The 15,115-nt window shown below is 47.1% G+C and carries 17 protein-coding genes; 8 read left to right on the top strand and 9 right to left on the bottom strand.

What is annotated here, in order from left to right; genetic code table 11:
* Positions 1-11: 11 nt before the first annotated feature.
* Positions 12-2,387 carry an endonuclease MutS2 gene (locus BMW65_RS21540; protein ID WP_090608813.1) on the bottom strand — a complete coding sequence of 792 codons (2,376 nt, stop codon included), beginning with the start codon at positions 2,385-2,387 and terminating at the stop codon, positions 12-14.
* Between the two features lie 2 nt (positions 2,388-2,389).
* Positions 2,390-3,055: a DUF4296 domain-containing protein gene (locus BMW65_RS21545; RefSeq protein ID WP_090608815.1), complete on the bottom strand. Its 666-nt coding sequence runs from the start codon at positions 3,053-3,055 to the stop codon at positions 2,390-2,392.
* 100 nt (positions 3,056-3,155) lie between these two features.
* Between BMW65_RS21545 and BMW65_RS21550 the strand changes: the two genes are divergently transcribed.
* Genes BMW65_RS21550 through BMW65_RS21570 form a run of 5 tightly spaced genes read left to right on the top strand, consistent with a single transcriptional unit; the run spans position 3,156 to position 7,028 of the window.
* Entirely contained in the window at positions 3,156-3,821 is a 666-nt protein-coding gene (locus tag BMW65_RS21550) for a YggS family pyridoxal phosphate-dependent enzyme (protein WP_090608816.1), read from the top strand.
* Positions 3,822-3,824: 3 nt separating this feature from the next.
* Positions 3,825-4,334 carry a GNAT family N-acetyltransferase gene (locus tag BMW65_RS21555; protein WP_090608818.1) on the top strand — a complete coding sequence of 170 codons (510 nt, stop codon included), beginning with the start codon at positions 3,825-3,827 and terminating at the stop codon, positions 4,332-4,334.
* On the top strand, positions 4,321-5,130 hold the full coding sequence (locus tag BMW65_RS21560) for a DUF3298 and DUF4163 domain-containing protein (RefSeq protein WP_090608819.1): 810 nt from the start codon (positions 4,321-4,323) through the stop codon (positions 5,128-5,130). Before BMW65_RS21555 ends, BMW65_RS21560 begins: the two co-directional genes overlap by 14 nt.
* Before the next feature lie 6 nt (positions 5,131-5,136).
* Positions 5,137-6,402, top strand: coding sequence for an aspartate kinase (locus tag BMW65_RS21565; RefSeq protein ID WP_090608821.1), 1,266 nt, complete (start codon positions 5,137-5,139; stop codon positions 6,400-6,402).
* Positions 6,403-6,419: 17 nt separating this feature from the next.
* Positions 6,420-7,028, top strand: a complete 609-nt coding sequence (locus BMW65_RS21570; protein WP_090608823.1) for a peroxiredoxin family protein — start codon at positions 6,420-6,422, stop codon at positions 7,026-7,028.
* On the opposite strand, the gene BMW65_RS21575 is transcribed toward BMW65_RS21570, so the two are convergent.
* Positions 7,025-7,882 (bottom strand): universal stress protein, encoded by an 858-nt coding sequence (locus BMW65_RS21575; protein ID WP_090608824.1) that lies wholly within the window; start codon positions 7,880-7,882, stop codon positions 7,025-7,027. The two genes, BMW65_RS21570 and BMW65_RS21575, sit on opposite strands and share 4 nt — an antisense overlap.
* A gap of 86 nt (positions 7,883-7,968) precedes the next feature.
* Positions 7,969-8,148 carry a hypothetical protein gene (locus BMW65_RS21580; RefSeq protein WP_090608826.1) on the bottom strand — a complete coding sequence of 60 codons (180 nt, stop codon included), beginning with the start codon at positions 8,146-8,148 and terminating at the stop codon, positions 7,969-7,971.
* A gap of 84 nt (positions 8,149-8,232) precedes the next feature.
* On the opposite strand from BMW65_RS21580, the gene gap reads away from it, so the two are divergent.
* Together gap and BMW65_RS21590 are read left to right on the top strand one after the other, a co-directional pair.
* Positions 8,233-9,237, top strand: coding sequence for a type I glyceraldehyde-3-phosphate dehydrogenase (gene gap / locus BMW65_RS21585; protein ID WP_090608827.1), 1,005 nt, complete (start codon positions 8,233-8,235; stop codon positions 9,235-9,237).
* The gene (locus BMW65_RS21590; RefSeq protein ID WP_090608829.1) at positions 9,230-9,667 is read left to right on the top strand and encodes a GNAT family N-acetyltransferase; all 438 of its coding nucleotides are present in this window, start codon (positions 9,230-9,232) and stop codon (positions 9,665-9,667) included. The genes gap and BMW65_RS21590 overlap by 8 nt, the downstream gene beginning before the upstream one ends.
* A 78-nt stretch (positions 9,668-9,745) precedes the next feature.
* On the opposite strand, the gene rplT is transcribed toward BMW65_RS21590, so the two are convergent.
* From rplT to BMW65_RS21615, 5 genes are all read right to left on the bottom strand, one after another.
* Entirely contained in the window at positions 9,746-10,090 is a 345-nt protein-coding gene (gene rplT, locus BMW65_RS21595) for a 50S ribosomal protein L20 (RefSeq protein ID WP_090608830.1), read from the bottom strand.
* 114 nt (positions 10,091-10,204) lie between these two features.
* Positions 10,205-10,405, bottom strand: a complete 201-nt coding sequence (gene rpmI / locus BMW65_RS21600; RefSeq protein WP_090608832.1) for a 50S ribosomal protein L35 — start codon at positions 10,403-10,405, stop codon at positions 10,205-10,207.
* A 34-nt stretch (positions 10,406-10,439) separates the two neighbouring features.
* Complete coding sequence (gene infC, locus BMW65_RS21605) at positions 10,440-11,009, bottom strand: translation initiation factor IF-3 (RefSeq protein WP_090608834.1); 570 nt, start codon at positions 11,007-11,009, stop codon at positions 10,440-10,442.
* A 13-nt stretch (positions 11,010-11,022) separates the two neighbouring features.
* Positions 11,023-12,948, bottom strand: a complete 1,926-nt coding sequence (thrS, locus tag BMW65_RS21610) for a threonine--tRNA ligase (protein WP_090608835.1) — start codon at positions 12,946-12,948, stop codon at positions 11,023-11,025.
* 111 nt (positions 12,949-13,059) lie between these two features.
* Positions 13,060-14,304: an LVIVD repeat-containing protein gene (locus BMW65_RS21615; protein ID WP_090608838.1), complete on the bottom strand. Its 1,245-nt coding sequence runs from the start codon at positions 14,302-14,304 to the stop codon at positions 13,060-13,062.
* A 135-nt stretch (positions 14,305-14,439) separates the two neighbouring features.
* Here BMW65_RS21615 and BMW65_RS21620 point away from each other — a divergent pair, with 135 nt between their 5' ends.
* Positions 14,440-15,063 carry a 7-carboxy-7-deazaguanine synthase QueE gene (locus BMW65_RS21620; protein ID WP_090608840.1) on the top strand — a complete coding sequence of 208 codons (624 nt, stop codon included), beginning with the start codon at positions 14,440-14,442 and terminating at the stop codon, positions 15,061-15,063.
* Positions 15,064-15,115 lie beyond the last annotated feature (52 nt).

The following is a 15,115-nucleotide window of genomic DNA, read 5'->3' on the forward strand; positions in this document are numbered from 1 at the left end:
CTCTCTAACCGTTAATCCAGATAGGCGTAAGTGATCCCTTCACCCCCTCTATCCGGATGTTCGTCTTCCATCCGGGTGACCTCGCCATATTTGCGCAGATAATCCCGGATAAATTTCCGCAAAATGCCGTCTCCCTTGCCATGTACTATTTTCAAGTTTGGAAAGCCCATCATTATTGCTTTATCCAGGTATTTTTCAATTTCATAAAGTGCTGCTTCTGTGCGCATACCCCGTACATCCACCTCGGGCCGAAAGCTCGCTACATCATCAGCAATTTTGGCGTGGTGGGCTTGGCGGGTTCGGGTCTGCAAGTGTTTTTTATCAATGCGGACGACATTCGCCCGCTTTTGTACGGTGCGCAACTCTCCCATCGCCAATACCACATTGTTTTTTGCCATGCTGATTACCTGCGCCTCATTTTCGGTACCCACTATTTTCACCCAATCTCCCACCTTGATAGCAACCGTCTCGACGGGATTTTGTTTAACTTTAGTCTCCGTTTTGGTTTCTTCGGCATGTTTATTCAACTCCTGATCCAATCGCTGGCGCAGCGCTTTTGTTTTCGCCTTCTCCGCCTGGCTTTCCCGAATGTCTGATATCGTATTTTCGACCAGCTTATTGGCATTGCGAATAATTTCCCGGGCATCCTCCCGGGCTTTGTTGATGATGGTCCGTTTGTTTTCCTCTAGGTAGGTCTGTAGCTGTTCGTTTTCTGCTTTTAGCCTTTCGAGCTGTTTTTCTTTTTGGGCAATAGCTACCTTAGCCTCGTATACATCCTTTTTGTCGCGTTCCAAATCCACCAATAAGGTATCCACACGCTTTTGCTGGACGCCTATTTTTTGTTTGGCAGCTTGCAGAATAGTTTCGTTTAACCCGATTTTCTGCGCAATTTCGAATGCGTACGAGCTGCCCGGTTTGCCGGTTTGCAAGATATACAATGGCCGCATGGCCACATTGTCGAAGAGCATAGATGCATTTTCGATTCCAGCTGTATTGCTCGCAAAAACTTTTAGGTTGGAATAGTGGGTAGTCACCACTCCCCTTACTTTCTTTCGGTTGAGCACTTCCAGTACCGCCTCGGCAATCGGCCCACCAAACAGTGGATCGGTACCTGTACCAAATTCATCGATGAGTATCAGGGTCTTGGCGTCCGCATGTTCGGTGAAGTATTTCATTTTTGACAGGTGGGCACTATAGGTGCTCAGGTCACTTTCAATGGATTGATCATCGCCGATATCGGCAAATAACTGCTTAAACAGGCCCACTTTGGAAGTAGCGTCGGCTGGGATAAGCAATCCCGACTGCACCATCAATTGCAGTAGCCCGATGGTCTTCATACATACAGATTTGCCCCCGGCATTTGGCCCCGAAACGACAATCACGCGCTGCTGCTCGTCGATGTGTACATTAAGGGGAACAACGGCTTGCTGGGTATTCCGAAATGTAAGCAACAGCAATGGGTGCTTTGCATTGACTAATGAAATCGACGTGTCTTTGCTCAATTCGGGCATGCGCCCGTCGACATCAATCGCAAATAGTGCTTTTGCACGGACGAAGTCGACTTTGCTCAACAAGCTCTGATAGCTTATCAGCAACGGAACGTGGGGCCGCAATTCGTCGGTCAATTCGATTAGTATCCGGACGATCTCACGCCGTTTATCAAACTCAAGGTCACGTACCCTATTGTTGAGGTGAAATACTTCTTCCGGTTCAATATAAGCTGTCTGGCCCGTAGCCGATTCGTCGTGTATCCAACCTTTTATTTTACGTTTATTTTCGGCCAGTATCGGGATGCATAAGCGGCCATCACGGATGGTCAAATTGCCGTCTGCCGTCCACCCACTCTGCTGTGCGGTCCTAAACACCAGATCGATACGTTTCCGTGCCTCCTGTTCCGCTTTGGCAATGCTGGATATGATCTCAGCGAGCGCTGGTGAAGCAGTAGGTTTGACCTTGCCTTTTGCATCAACGACCCGTTCAATCGCCGTGACGATGTTCTTTTCTATAGGCAAGTGTTCAAATAGGGCCTCCAGATTGGGATATTGGCCACTTCGCTCATTGAAATACCGAATAATAGCAAATACCGTCTTCAGGGATAGCAATATCGTGAAAAACTCATCCTCCGACAGGAACGTGCCGACTATCCGGGCCTTTTCCGCCAATGGCCGGATGGGATACAGGTGATCCACCGGCAATGGAGCATCATTGACAAGCAGTTCCTTGAACTCATATGCCTGCCTGAGGAACTTATCAACTTGGTCAAACCGGGTCTGCGGTTGTATTTTATCCACCATTTCCATCCCCGGTTCACTTAGGCACTTCGACTTGATTAATGCTTTTATATCCGCAAAACCAAGCTTTTCGATGGCGTTGTCTGGGTAAATCATATTTATTTTATCTTTTCCATTGGCCGCAAAACCGGAGGATTTTCTACCGCTTTAACCGGTGGCTGGCTGGGTTTCAAAGGCCTTTTAGCCGGGGGTGACGGATGTTGGCCTTCGCTGATCAGGCTGCGTAATCGCGTAGATTCCAGCAGCCTGTCGTGCAGCAACTCATGGGTTACCGGCTCAGGCGATCCGTAAATACTGTCCGGCGCATGAAGGAACAACAAATAACGCCTACGTTTAAAATCCAACGAATCGCGTGTAATCCGCTGCAAACTATCCAGCCTTCTTGCATTGCTGACCGAATCTGCCTTTCGCTGCACGGTATATCTTTCTTCCACGGCCTTTTGCTCGGCGAGGTTCATCGCTTCCAGCCTTTTTTCGACTGCTATGTAGAGATCGTTCAAGATATATGGCCGTGTTGAATAAAATTCGACACTTCGCCTAAACGCGATTGAATCAATGCCGTACCTATCGAAAACCGCGGCATAATACGCATTACGGTAAGCACGTGCCGAGTCTATTGGCATTGATGTCAGTTGCCCGTCTACCAAATGTACATCCAATAGGACATCGGGCATCTTTTTCTGTGGGATTATTCCATCCGGTATCTTTTCCCCACAGGAGATGCACAACACTAAAATCGTAATTCCGGTAAGCAGCCGTTGCATTCTTTTTATTCTATCCCTTCGCCCTCCTATTGGTGGATACCCGCGGGTTTTGTAGTTTTGTGCAAACTTAGCTAAAATTTATAAAAACAGGGCTGGATCTATGGATATTGCTGACCAGGTAAAAACGATTGAAGAAGGACTCAGACGGCTGGATGTGAAACTCATCGCCGTTTCAAAAACTAAGCCCGCGGAGGAAATTCTGGAGGCCTACCACGCCGGACAACGGGCTTTTGGCGAAAATGTGGTGCAAGAACTTTTGGGGAAATATGAAATACTTCCCAAAGACATCGACTGGCACCTGATTGGCCATCTCCAAAGCAACAAGGTGAAATACATTGCTCCTTTCATTACGTTGATTCATTCGGTGGACAGCTTGAAACTATTGAAAGAAATCGATAAGCAGGCAAAAAAACACAACCGAGTCATTGACTGCCTTTTACAGGTGCATATAGCGACAGAGGATACCAAATTTGGACTCGACCATGTGGAGGTCATTGAGCTCCTACGATCTGCGGAATTTATGGAATTAACGCATGTCCGTATTAGGGGACTGATGGGCATTGCCACGAACACACCCAATCAAAAGGAGGTCAAAGAAGAATTTCGAGAATTAAAAGCGTTATTTGATGGCATAAAAGCGAGCTTTTTTAAAGATGAGGCCTCTTTTGACACGCTTTCTATGGGCATGTCGGCCGATTACAACATTGCCATTGAGCAAGGCAGCACAATGGTACGCCTGGGGAGTACAATTTTTGGGGGACGGTAAACCATGAAAACCATCATACGCAAGGCCGTGGCGGCTGACTGTCCACAACTTTTGGAGCTCGTCCGTGAATTGGCTGCATACGAAAAGGCTCCCGAGGCGGTGACCGTAAGCTTGGAAGAATTTGTAGACGCAGGCTTTGGCAATGCCCCAGTATGGGAGGCTTTCGTGGCCGAGGCGGGCGGACGACTAGTGGGCATGTCGCTTTTTTATATCCGCTATTCTACGTGGAAGGGACGACGACTCTATCTGGAAGACATCATTGTCACCGAAAAAATGCGCGGCAAAGGCATTGGCAAATTATTGTTTGATGAGACTTGGAAATTATGTGAGGAACGGCAGTATAAGGGTATGGTATGGCAAGTATTGGAATGGAATGAACCCGCCATTAATTTCTACAAAAAATATGGTGCGTCTTTTGATAGTGAATGGGTAAATGTGTCATTGGATAGCCTGAGAGCCGAAGCCGGTAATCATCAAGTGAGGGTAAATCAACATAGCAATGAAGCGAAGTAACATATCTATCTTTTATATCGTTGTGGCCACCTTGTTGGGTGCCTGCCAATCCAACACGGAGACACAGGAATCAACAGGCAATAAGGTTGCTTTAGACACTTTGGAATACAACGATGAGGATTATGTCCGATACAGCGACAATCTAGTCAAGACCAGCGAAACAACGGATACGACATATTTCGCTGTCTCGTATCCCAAGTTCCAAGATACGGTCGTCAACCGCTTTGTATTGTCGGCCTTATTAGGAAGCGACACGGCTACCGTAGCAGGTGCCGCCCAAACCTTTATCAAAGAATTTGATGATTTCCACCAATCTGATCCATTCCCCCGTATATGGACTTCTGAATCGCATGCAAAGGTATACCGGATTACACCATCTTATTTGGAGCTTGTCATTGATGCCTCCACGTATACTGGTGGCGCTCATGGCAATTATGCGACGGTATTTGTACATTACGATTTGACTGACCAATCGGTATTGGTATTGGACGACATCGTGGCAAGGGCTTTCCGAAATGAATTGACCGCGATTGCCGAGCGTTATTTCAGGGAGCAGGAAAACCTCGCGGTTGACCAGTCGCTCGACGATCAATACTTCTTTGATCAGGGACGTTTCAGCATTCCCGACAATTTTGCCTTGGAGCGCGATAGTATGCTATTTCTCTATAACATCTACGAAATTAAGCCCTATGTGGAAGGCCAAACGGAGCTGCGCGTCCCGTATTCCGAAATCGAACGGCTTTTGACCGACCGCGCAAAGCGGATCATCGGCGAGTTAACCATGCAAAATCTTTAGCCTTACATGCAAGTATTTAAATTTGGAGGTGCATCTGTCAAAGATGCGGAGGGTGTGATAAACCTTGGCCATATTGTAGCTACACATCGAGCAAACAAGTTGCTTATCGTGGTATCGGCCATGGGCAAAACCACCAACCTGCTGGAGCAACTCACCCTAAGTTACTTTGAGCAACGGGAAAATACATTTGACCTGTTGGAACAAGCGAAACAGTACCATGGCAATATCATTCGAGCACTGTTCGATGACATCCATCATCCCGTATTCAACGAGGTTTCCAACCGTTTTGTAGAGATTGAATGGATATTGGAAGAAGCCCCGGCAGATCCCTATGACTACCTCTATGACCAAATCGTTTCTGTGGGTGAGCTCGTTTCGACGACCATTGTAAGCCACTACCTAAATCATATTAGCCTGCCAAACACCTGGGTAGATGCCCGTGATTATATTGCTACCGACAATACGCACCGGGAAGGAAAAGTGGACTGGCAAATCACTGAAGCACGTGTTCAGCGGGACCTTCAACCATTGTTGGACAATCAGTTGGTTGTGACGCAGGGCTTTATCGGCTCTACTTCGGAGAATTTTACAACCACACTCGGGCGTGAAGGTTCGGACTATTCAGCCGCTATCTTCGCAGCATGTCTCAACGCGGAAAGCGTAACGATTTGGAAAGACGTGCCTGGCGTACTGAATGCCGATCCCAAATGGTTTGATAAGACGGAACTAATTGCCGAATTATCCTATCTGGATGCCATTGAGTTGACCTATTACGGTGCTACGGTCATCCATCCGAAAACAATCAAGCCCTTGCAAAATAAAAACATCCCACTTTATGTAAAGTCCTTTGTTGACATCGAAGATAGCGGGACACAGATACGCGACACCAAGGGAGCACTACCCATACCGTCGTTTATTTTCAAGGTCAACCAAGTATTGATTTCCATCCTCCCTAAAGACTTTTCATTCATCGTCGAAGATAATTTAAGTGACATTTTCAGGCGGTTCCACCAGCATAAAATCAAGGTGAACATGATGCACAACAGTGCTGTAAGCTTCTCGGTAAGCGTGGATGACACCGGGGATAATGTAAATATGCTGTTGCACGATCTCAAGACGCGGTATGAGGTGCAGCACCAAAATGGGCTGGAACTCATTACGATTCGCCATTATAACCAACAAACAGTTGATCGGGTGCTGGTAGACAAGGCCATCATTATGGAGCTCAAAGATAGTTATACCTGCCAGCTATTAGTGCGGAAACTCAGATAATCATTACCTTTGCAGTTATGACAATGAAAACGACGAATATCATGATAACATTTACCGGCATGCTCTTGCTGCTGTCCATGGCCTCCTGTGAGAACAGCGCCAAATCAACCCAAGCACAGGAACCCCATGCATCCTCGCTTGCTTCAACGCCATCGGTGGGTGAAGAGCCGACGGCGGCGGCCCCGCAACCAGCTGCCTCACAACCGGCACAGACGATACCCGATTTTGCCTTTTATATTCTCCGTAGCGGCATCCGCTTTACCAAACAGGATCTGGCAAAAAAGGGAAATATTGTGTTTATCCTCTTTGACCCGACCTGTAGCCATTGCCAGCACGAAGCAAACCATATCGGTCAACATTATGACGAAGTGAAAGATGCCAATTTTTACTTTGTATCCATGAATGATCCAGCATTAATGAGCACCTTTTTGGAAACGCATGCCAAACCCTTAGTGGGCAAAGCCAATGTCGAACTGCTGTATGATCGCAATGCGGATTTTATCAATAAATTCCATATCCCTTCGCAATATCCAGCTGTATACGTATATGGCAATAATGGCCAGCTGAAAGATCATTGGGATGGTGAACGTGATATCGATAAAGTCGTTGCCTCCATCCGGAACTAAGCGCCGGGCTTTTCCTTTTTGCTGGCAAGTGTCAGCGGGATAGAGAGCAGTACCACGGACAAACCGGACGCCATGATGCGTGTCTTACTCCGGTGTATGAGGGAGCCCCAAAAACCGTATTTATTGGGCAGCATGATAAGTATATCGGCGTTAATGTCAATCAATTCATCTTGTATCGCTTTGATTACGGCATTCGATTCCACATCCTTGTAGTAGTAGGTCACACCCTCCAATCCTTCACCGAAGGTGTTTATCGTTTGATCGTCGATACCTTGTTCTTGGATTTTCTGGATCTGGTTGTTCACGTGAAAAATTTCCACCGAAGCCTTCGCCCCTAATGCCAATGCTTTGACCTCATCCAAAACCACACGATTGATACCCTGCAGGTTGTCGCAAGCGAAAAGTATCCGATCAATGCCGTGAAATTTAGCCCCGTAAGGAATCGCCAATACCGGAAATTTAAACTGGTGAATCAATGCTGTCGTTGTGTTGCCAAGCAAATCTTGCTCCAAGGATTTTGCAGCCATCCCCATCACCAATAAACTGGCATCGTAAACGGTAAACAGGTGTTCAATCTCTTCCCCCATGTCGCCCATCACGCTAAGGTGGCTAGAAACGGGAATGGAATACGTATCGCCCAATGCTGCAGCACGGGTAGCCAACCGTTCTTTGGTACGGGTAGCCGATTCATCAAATGCCTGTGGTGAAAGGCGTGCATTGGAAACGTGTATGGAAGGCACGTATAGGTTAAAAAGCACAATCTTACCTCCTATTTGCTGAACCAACGCGGCCGCATAATCGACAGCATTTTCTGCTTCTTTGGAAAAGTCAGTAGCTACAATAATCGTTCTCATATGTCAAATTGGAATTTCAGTAAAGGTAATTCCATTTGCCCTAAAAACGAAGATCCAGTGTCATTCCATTGTTAATTTATATGCCGCTATGTTTTGGAATTGTGCTTGGTAGGCGGCTGCTCGCTATAGGTCTTCTTTAATGCCGGATTCGCCAAGTTGGCTTCCTTGCTTGTATAACGGTTATCTTCAGGACGTTTGACGATTTGCTTGTCCTTTTTTTGATCCTGTTTTGAATCTTGTGGTTCAAATTCTTCATGCTTTCCCATATGCAGAAAACACACCAGCACGATGATTTGTTTTAATGGGATTGATTCCTTATTATTTATGTAACTTTGGCCTCGCTTAATGATATGATAACCATTGCCATCAACGGGTTTGGCCGTATTGGTCGGAATACACTCCGGAATATTTTGTTTCGGAACATAACCAATCTACATATTACTGCCATCAATGATCTGGCAGACACCGCCACATTGGCCCATCTTTTTAAATATGATTCCGTGCACGGGCCGTATCCCGGATCAGTGGAGGCTACATCCAATCAATTGATAATAGATGGCCATGCTATTCCTGTCTTCAGGGAGCCTTCCCCTGAAAATCTTCCATGGCAATCGCAGGAAATCGATATAGTCATCGAATCTACTGGCCGATTCACATCCCTGGAAAAAGCAACCCAACACCTTACTGCCGGTGCAAAACAGGTGATCATCTCCGCGCCCTCACCCGATAAGGCGATCCCGACCGTGGTGCTGGGTGTAAACGATGCCGATATAGACCTGCGTGCCCCTATCCTCTCCAACGCCTCATGCACGACAAACAATGTAGCTCCTTTGGTTAAAGTGCTCGACGAAAATTGGGGGATAATTGATGGTTACATCACCACCGTGCATAGCATGACGAGCGACCAAAACCTGCATGATGGGCCCCATCGCGACTTACGGAGAGCCCGGGCAGCCGTGGCTTCCATCATTCCCACGACTACGGGTGCTGCAAAAGCCATTACCAATGTATTCCCGCATCTTGAAAATAGATTGGGCGGTGCCGGTATTCGTGTCCCGGTTTTGAATGGGTCTCTGACCGATTTTACCTGCACATTGAAACACCAAGCCACTGTTGATGAAATCAACAGGGCATTCAGACAAGCGGCAGCTACCGAACTGAAAGGTATACTTCAATACACCGTGGATCCGATCGTATCCGTAGACATCCTCAGCAGTCCATATTCTTGTATCTTTGACGCGCAACTGACGTCTGTAGTCGGTGGACTCGTCAAAGTGGTCGGCTGGTACGATAATGAATATGGCTATTCCAATCGCTTAGTTGACTTATTACTCAAAATCGCTACCCATGATTAAGTTTATTGATACGGAAGATACCCTTCCGCTACGCAGTTTGGTACTGCGGAATGGTGCACCGCTTGCTAATTGCCATTTCCAGGGTGACGATAGCGAGACCACATTTCATATGGGCTATGTAGCCAATGACCAGGACACCGTGTGTATCCTGACCTGCCAGCTCGAACCCTTGGAAGACTATCAAGGGGTAGGCTACCGCTTGCGCGGCATGGCCACACACCCTGACTGGCAGGGTAAACGAATTGGCAGCCAATTGCTGAACGCCGCCATCAATCATCTGGCAGTTGATTTAACGGCCGATTACCTTTGGTGCAACGCCCGTAGGGTCGCGTATGATTTCTACCGGCACCTCGGGTTTGACATGATTTCAGAAGAATTTGAAATACCCGGCATCGGGCCGCACAAGGTCATGTACTTGGGACTGGGGTAACCACTGGGGAATAAACAAAAAAAGGAAGCCTTCTCGGCCTCCCTTTTTCCTAACAAAATCGATATCGGGTCAAAAACTCTATTTCACTGTATCTATTACCGCCTTGAATGCCTCCGGATTGTTCATGGCCAAATCGGCCAATACCTTACGGTTCAATCCGATGCTTTTGGCATTCAGTTTACCGATCAACTGGGAATACGAGATTCCATGCTGACGCGCTCCGGCGTTGATACGTTGTATCCATAAAGCCCTAAATTCCCTCTTTTTGGTCTTACGGTCGCGATAAGCATACTGCAAGCCTTTTTCTACTGTGTTTTTCGCAACGGTATATACCTTGCTGCGCCCTCCATAATAGCCCTTGGCTAATTTGAGGATCTTTTTGCGTCGTCTTCTTGACGCTACTGCGTTAACCGAACGTGGCATAATCTTCTTGATTTTTGGTAGCAGGCGCCGTGTTTTTCAACGAACTTACGACCCGGTACCCGGTTATTAAAAATGTTAATTTCTACTTTCGACTTAAGGCTTTCGACTTAAGACTTATTTACCGATGGCGAGCATACGTTTTACGTTGCCCATATCGGATTCAGACACTAAACCGGTCTGAGTCAGATTGCGTTTACGCTTGGTGCTTTTTTTCGTCAAGATGTGACTTTTAAAAGCGTGCTTCCGCGCAATCTTACCTGTTCCAGTAAGCTTAAAGCGTTTCTTAGCACTGGAATTGGTTTTCACTTTTGGCATGATTCACTAATTTTTATATCGATTTGTTAGTTTTCTATTTTTTTCCCGCGGCCTTTGGCGCTACAGTGAGGAACATCCGCTTGCCTTCTAATTTAGGGAGCAGCTCCACCTTACCATACTCTTCAAGGGCTTGAGCAAAACGCAACAGCAAAATTTCACCTTGCTCTTTATACACAATAGCACGTCCTTTGAAATGAACATATGCCCTTACCTTTTCCCCGGCCTCCAAAAACTTGATAGCATGTTTGAGTTTAAACTCAAAGTCATGGTCATTGGTATTTGGCCCGAAGCGGATCTCCTTGATAACGGTTTGTTTGGCGTTTGCCTTAATCTCCTTCTGCTTCTTCTTCTGTTCGTAAATGAACTTGCTGTAATCAATGATTTTACAAACCGGAGGGTTAGCATTCGGCGAGATTTCCACTAAATCCAGTTCTAATTCATCAGCGAGCTCCAATGCCTTACGGGTGGGAAATATCCCCTGCTCCACATTGTCTCCTACTAATCGTACCTCGGGTACCCTAATGTTCTCATTGATACGGTGCTCCGGCTCCTTCTTCTTGAATGGAGGTCTCGGGCCTCTGAATCCTGGTCTATTTAATGCCAAATGTCTAAAATAATTAAACGGTTATCTCTTTTATTAACTGCTCACCAAACGCCTCCACACTCATCGCACCCAAATCACCTTGGCCGTGTTTCCGAACAGAAATCGTGCCGTTTTCCGCTTCTTTTTCACCAACGATAAGCATGTATGGGATTTTCTTCAACTCTGCGTCCCTGATTTTCCGACCCACCTTCTCATCTCGCAGGTCAATCAAGCCGCGAATATCGGAATTATTGAGCGATTCTAAAAGTTTTTTTGCATATTCTTCGTATTTTTCCGATACCGGAAGAATGATGAATTGCTCGGGTGCCAGCCATAGTGGGAACTGGCCTGCACAGTGTTCGATCAATACAGCAACAAAGCGTTCCAATGATCCGAATGGTGCACGGTGAATCATCACGGGGCGATGCTTGTTATTATCGCTGCCCGTATATTCCAGTTCGAAGCGCTCCGGCAAATTATAGTCTACCTGAATCGTGCCCAACTGCCACTTACGGCCCAGGGCGTCCTTGACCATAAAATCCAACTTGGGCCCGTAAAACGCGGCTTCACCGTATTCTATCACGGTTTTCAATTCCTTTTCTTCGGCGGCTTCGATGATGTCTCGTTCAGCACGATTCCAGTTATCCTCGGAACCAATGTACTTACTCTTGTTTTCGGGATCGCGCAGCGAGATTTGAGCCGTATAGTCTTCAAAGCCCAACGCAACGAATACATAGAGTACCAAATCGATGACTTTTTTAAACTCATCCTTCACCTGATCCGGACGGCAAAATAAGTGGGCATCGTCCTGTGTAAATCCCCTTACACGGGTGAGTCCATGCAGTTCGCCACTCTGTTCATAGCGGTATACCGTGCCAAATTCGGCATAGCGGATGGGTAAGTCTTTATATGAACGGGGCTTTGTTTTATATATCTCGCAATGGTGCGGACAGTTCATGGGCTTCAGCAGAAACTCTTCGCCTTCCTGCGGTGTATGGATGGGCTGGAATGAGTCCGCGCCGTATTTTTCATAATGCCCGGAAGTGACATACAAACTTTTGTGCCCAATATGGGGAGTCGCTACAGGCTCGTATCCGGCTTTGAGTTGCGCCCGCTGCATGAAATCAATCAGCTTTTGCCGCAATCGGGCCCCTTTAGGCAGCCATAAGGGTAGCCCCAACCCTACTTTTTCCGAAAAGGCAAACAGATCCAAATCACGCCCCAACTTGCGGTGGTCGCGCTTCTTGGCCTCCTCGATCATATGCAGGTAATCAGCCAATTCGCTGGCCTTGGGAAAGGTGACCCCATAAATGCGTGTAAGCTGTTTACGAGTCTCGTCGCCCCGCCAGTATGCCCCAGCCACATTGGTCAATTTCACTGCTTTAATAACACCTGTATTGGGAATATGTGGCCCGCGGCAAAGATCTGTGAAGTTCCCTTGGGTGTAAAAGGTAATACTTCCATCGGGCAGATCCTTAATCAAATCCAGCTTGTACTCATCGCCTTTCGCTGTGAAGTAAGCTTCGGCTTCGGCCTTGCTTACTGGCTTACGCACATATTCGGCCTTTGTACGGGCAAGTTCGACCATCTTATCCTCAATCTGCTTGAAGTCATCCGAGGAAAACTCCCGGTCGCCAAAATCCACATCATAATAGAACCCCGTCTCGATCGCCGGCCCGATACCGAATTTGATACCCGGATAGAGCGCTTCCAACGCTTCGGCCATCAAGTGCGCCGAAGAGTGCCAAAAGGTAGCTTTGCCTTGGTTATCGTTCCACGTGAGCAGGCGTACCGTTGCGTCTTGTTCAATAGGCCGCGAAGCATCCCATACTTCGCCATTTACCACGGCAGCTAATACGTTACGGGCTAAGCCCTCTGAAATGGATTGTGCGATTTCCATCGCTGTGGTTCCTTGCACATATTGCCGCACCGAACCATCGGGAAGGGTAATGTTAATCATTTACAACTATGATTTTGTGTTAATTAAAAATAGCGTTACAAATCACAATACAAGGTGTGACTTCTTTTCGGACACAAAGGTAAGAGGAAATGTGAAATATGCACACTATTTTTAATCTTTCACGCTGATTTGGCTAAGCAATTGGAGCCTGTTTGGACGGCTATAATCATATTGCGAAATACCCTTCTCACCCGTTACAATTAAGGACTTCGGTCCGGGGATAACGTCGAACGCATCGATAGTTCGAAGATGCTGCATCTGTCGTTTATCCACATTCATCACGTCGGCAATGCTGTAGCTTTTCAGTCCAAATTTTCCTTCACATACATAAAGATAATTTTCTGAAAGACCTAACCCGTGTGGATTTTGCATGCCATAAGACTTAAGCAGCTTGGGACTGTAGGGATCGCTGATGTCAATCACTTCCAGCAAATCCACTCCTTGTTGGCAGAAATTCCCACTGCGTAATGTGACAAACGCGTGATTTTCGTTTACCACCACTGGGTCACACGCAGTAAAATGCGAGTAAACAGACATGGGTTCCGGAGCAGCAGGATTAGAGGCGTCGTAAATATGCATCCCCGTCGTGGAACCGATAAACAACTTGTTTTCAAAAGGGAAGATGGTCTCTATCCCCCAACCCAGGGCAATATCTTGAACAAAGTGCGGGTCATCCGGATCTTGCACGTTGAACAACCGCAAGCTCTGCTGGTCTACCGCATAAAGGTGGCCGCCCAGCAACGTAAACCGGGCCATTGATCCGCCTTGTCCGTAACTGCCTCCCGGCGATAGGGTTACGCCGGAGCTGAATGCGTCATTGACCATCCATCCACCCAAGGGGCGTGGCGGCGTGGTGCTGGTCACCAAACTGTCCTTGTAAGTCATAATTTTGCTGCTATCCCCATAAACATACAGGTGTGGAAATACGTCTTCCAAGCGTTTCGATAGCGTTACGTTGGCCGGATCGCTGATGTCAAAGACCAACAGGTCTACATAGCTGTCGGCATAGAGCATGTGGCTATTGACAGCCATATCGATGTTGCCCGGAATCGCAATGAAATTCAGCATACGGGGCATTTTGGGTTGCCTATTGTCGATGATATGGACGCCCTTCTGCGGCTCATTTATCAGCAGGTAATCACCGTACACATAAATTTTGCCTGCCGCGGATAGTTTCCTTGGCGCTTGCGGCCCCACGGTTATCTCCCGCACAGCACTCACGTTCAGGTATACCGGCACCTGAACCCTATAGTTGTATAGTGGTTCCTGGGGATTGCTGCACGTTGTAACTAACAGTATAACAATTGGTAAACGCCATACCGGCCAACCAAAAACGGAGCGACGCATCGGATTCATGGTAATTTTTTTAGGTTAAAAACAAAAATTAGCTTTCTTTTCACTTTGTGAAACGAGATAAACGGTACATACGCTACAGCTGACAACAATTGGTTTTCACAATTTTCCGTACCTTTGCATCTTCGTAAAAATGATATGGCACATCAGGTACCAGACGACGGCACACGGCTTCCATTGATGGAAGAGTTCTACACTATCCAGGGCGAGGGGTACCACACGGGCAAAGCAGCTTACTTTATTCGCTTGGGCGGATGTGACGTGGGCTGCCATTGGTGCGACGTAAAGGAAAGCTGGGATGCCGAGCTCCATCCCCTCACCGCTGCAGACACCATCGTCGAACACGCCAAGCAGTATCCGTCTAAGACGGTAGTTGTCACCGGTGGGGAGCCGCTGCTTTATAACCTGGATTACCTTACCAAGGGATTGCAACTGGCCGGCATTAAGACCTTTATTGAAACATCTGGTGCTTACCCACTAAGCGGCCATTGGGATTGGGTATGTCTTTCACCGAAAAAATTCAAGTCACCCCTGCCCGACGTCATTGCTGCTGCAGGCGAATTGAAAGTCATTGTATTCAATAAGAGTGATTTTGCCTGGGCAGAAAAACACGCTGCGCTCGTCCCCCCAACTTGTCGCCTTTACTTGCAGCCCGAATGGTCCAAAGCGCAGGAAATGACACCGTTGATTGTGGAATACGTAAAACAAAACCCCAAATGGGAGATATCCCTTCAAACCCACAAATACCTTAATATTCCGTAATACGGAGTGATCGACTCTTATCGCGCGGTAATACCCCTTTACATGCGATGAG

The sequence above is a fragment of the Parapedobacter koreensis genome (assembly GCF_900109365.1).
In the GTDB taxonomy this organism is placed as follows: Bacteria; Bacteroidota; Bacteroidia; order Sphingobacteriales; family Sphingobacteriaceae; genus Parapedobacter; species Parapedobacter koreensis.

What these genes read in the sequence shown, in the direction of transcription:
- BMW65_RS21560 (WP_090608819.1), top strand. Translation starts at nt 4,321, where the DNA reads ATGAAGCGAAGTAACATATCTATCTTTTATATCGTTGTGGCCACCTTG.
- gap (WP_090608827.1), top strand. Translation starts at nt 8,233, where the DNA reads ATGATAACCATTGCCATCAACGGGTTTGGCCGTATTGGTCGGAATACA.
- BMW65_RS21545 (WP_090608815.1), bottom strand. Translation starts at nt 3,055, where the DNA reads ATGCAACGGCTGCTTACCGGAATTACGATTTTAGTGTTGTGCATCTCC.
- BMW65_RS21580 (WP_090608826.1), bottom strand. Translation starts at nt 8,148, where the DNA reads ATGGGAAAGCATGAAGAATTTGAACCACAAGATTCAAAACAGGATCAA.
- BMW65_RS21575 (WP_090608824.1), bottom strand. Translation starts at nt 7,882, where the DNA reads ATGAGAACGATTATTGTAGCTACTGACTTTTCCAAAGAAGCAGAAAAT.
- BMW65_RS21565 (WP_090608821.1), top strand. Translation starts at nt 5,137, where the DNA reads ATGCAAGTATTTAAATTTGGAGGTGCATCTGTCAAAGATGCGGAGGGT.
- BMW65_RS21590 (WP_090608829.1), top strand. Translation starts at nt 9,230, where the DNA reads ATGATTAAGTTTATTGATACGGAAGATACCCTTCCGCTACGCAGTTTG.
- rpmI (WP_090608832.1), bottom strand. Translation starts at nt 10,405, where the DNA reads ATGCCAAAAGTGAAAACCAATTCCAGTGCTAAGAAACGCTTTAAGCTT.
- BMW65_RS21615 (WP_090608838.1), bottom strand. Translation starts at nt 14,304, where the DNA reads ATGAATCCGATGCGTCGCTCCGTTTTTGGTTGGCCGGTATGGCGTTTA.
- BMW65_RS21540 (WP_090608813.1), bottom strand. Translation starts at nt 2,387, where the DNA reads ATGATTTACCCAGACAACGCCATCGAAAAGCTTGGTTTTGCGGATATA.
- BMW65_RS21570 (WP_090608823.1), top strand. Translation starts at nt 6,420, where the DNA reads ATGACAATGAAAACGACGAATATCATGATAACATTTACCGGCATGCTC.
- BMW65_RS21620 (WP_090608840.1), top strand. Translation starts at nt 14,440, where the DNA reads ATGGCACATCAGGTACCAGACGACGGCACACGGCTTCCATTGATGGAA.
- rplT (WP_090608830.1), bottom strand. Translation starts at nt 10,090, where the DNA reads ATGCCACGTTCGGTTAACGCAGTAGCGTCAAGAAGACGACGCAAAAAG.
- BMW65_RS21555 (WP_090608818.1), top strand. Translation starts at nt 3,825, where the DNA reads ATGAAAACCATCATACGCAAGGCCGTGGCGGCTGACTGTCCACAACTT.
- BMW65_RS21550 (WP_090608816.1), top strand. Translation starts at nt 3,156, where the DNA reads ATGGATATTGCTGACCAGGTAAAAACGATTGAAGAAGGACTCAGACGG.
- thrS (WP_090608835.1), bottom strand. Translation starts at nt 12,948, where the DNA reads ATGATTAACATTACCCTTCCCGATGGTTCGGTGCGGCAATATGTGCAA.